2 protein-coding genes are annotated in these 1078 nt (G+C 59.6%); both read right to left on the bottom strand.

Annotated elements, in window-relative coordinates; all coding sequences use genetic code 11:
* Positions 1-561, bottom strand: a 561-nt coding sequence (locus tag C7402_RS46135; protein ID WP_133254684.1) for a Lar family restriction alleviation protein, incomplete at its 3' end; no start/stop codon positions are given.
* A gap of 36 nt (positions 562-597) precedes the next feature.
* Entirely contained in the window at positions 598-939 is a 342-nt protein-coding gene (locus tag C7402_RS46130) for a helix-turn-helix domain-containing protein (RefSeq protein ID WP_165842148.1), read from the bottom strand.
* Positions 940-1078: the final 139 nt, after the last annotated feature.

The following is a 1078-nucleotide window of genomic DNA, read 5'->3' as shown; positions in this document are numbered from 1 at the left end:
CGGCGCTGCCGCATTTGCGGCGACGGTAGGCGTAGGGGCGGCGAGCGTAACGGGGGCGCCAATAATTACCGCGTTGGTCTTGGTTTCCTCCCAAGCTGCCAGAACGCGCTTTCGCATTAGTTCCGGATCACCTTTCCTCAGCGTTGCCGTGATACTGGCCATGTGATAGCGAAGAAGATCGAGTGCCTCGCGTTCGTCGCTCGACGCTGCCGCAGATGCGGCAGCGATAGGGGCATGGGCGCCTTCTAGAAGCTCGCGTGCGAACCCGATGCAATCGAACTCTTCAATCGATACACCATGAATCGAATGGATTCGAAAGTCAGCGGCGATGAGGAATATCTGCTCATCAGTCAGCGACGGCTGCGCTGCCGCATCGGAAGGGGCGAGAGCGGCTGCAGGGCGACGATTCCAATCCCTTTCATTGCCCGCGCCGTCTTCCCGCAGCTTCGTGCTCGCTCCACAATCGGTACACTCCAGCCAGTAGTCGCGAATGCCATTGCCTTGGCGCACCGGAACTTTCGTGCAGCCGCAGAAAGCGCACGGGAGAAGTTGCTCGTTCATTGCAGTTCAATCCTCGTGTTATGCGATATCCGGCGGTCAATGCGCGAAAAGCGCTTTGTGCGGCCGCGCAAGATCTTCGGGAGAGGCTCCGGCGGCATAGATCAACTCCAGATCGCCGAATTCGTTGGTCACCTCATACGCGTATGGAGCCGCTTTCGTGCGGCCCGCGAGCCAGCCAACGTCGACGTTCAGCTCGCCGGCAAGCGCGACGATCTGCGCGAACTTCGGGTACTGGCGACCACACTCCCAGCGGGACAGCAGATAGTGGCTCTCCAGCCCAATCTGCTTGGCCAGATGTTCCTGTGACAGTCCCGCTCGTGTGCGCGCGACGCGCAGTCTGATGCCCAAGTGCCGTGGCTGATTCGCGATGTTGCTCATGTTCATCTCACGATTGAAGGGTTGGCTTTAACGATGTTTGATTCGACCCATTGACGCATGCGATGCCAGCGCTGTGCGCCGAGCGTTTCTCCAGGTATGGCCACGCGCACAGAGCGAATACGCGGCTCATAACGCCGAA

Source organism: Paraburkholderia unamae (assembly GCF_003096875.1).
Classification (GTDB): Bacteria; Pseudomonadota; Gammaproteobacteria; order Burkholderiales; family Burkholderiaceae; genus Paraburkholderia; species Paraburkholderia unamae.
This window is presented reverse-complemented; position numbering and strand designations above follow the sequence as displayed.

Coding starts and splice junctions, on each gene's coding strand:
- C7402_RS46130 (WP_165842148.1), bottom strand. CDS start 939: ATGAGCAACATCGCGAATCAGCCACGGCACTTGGGCATCAGACTGCGC.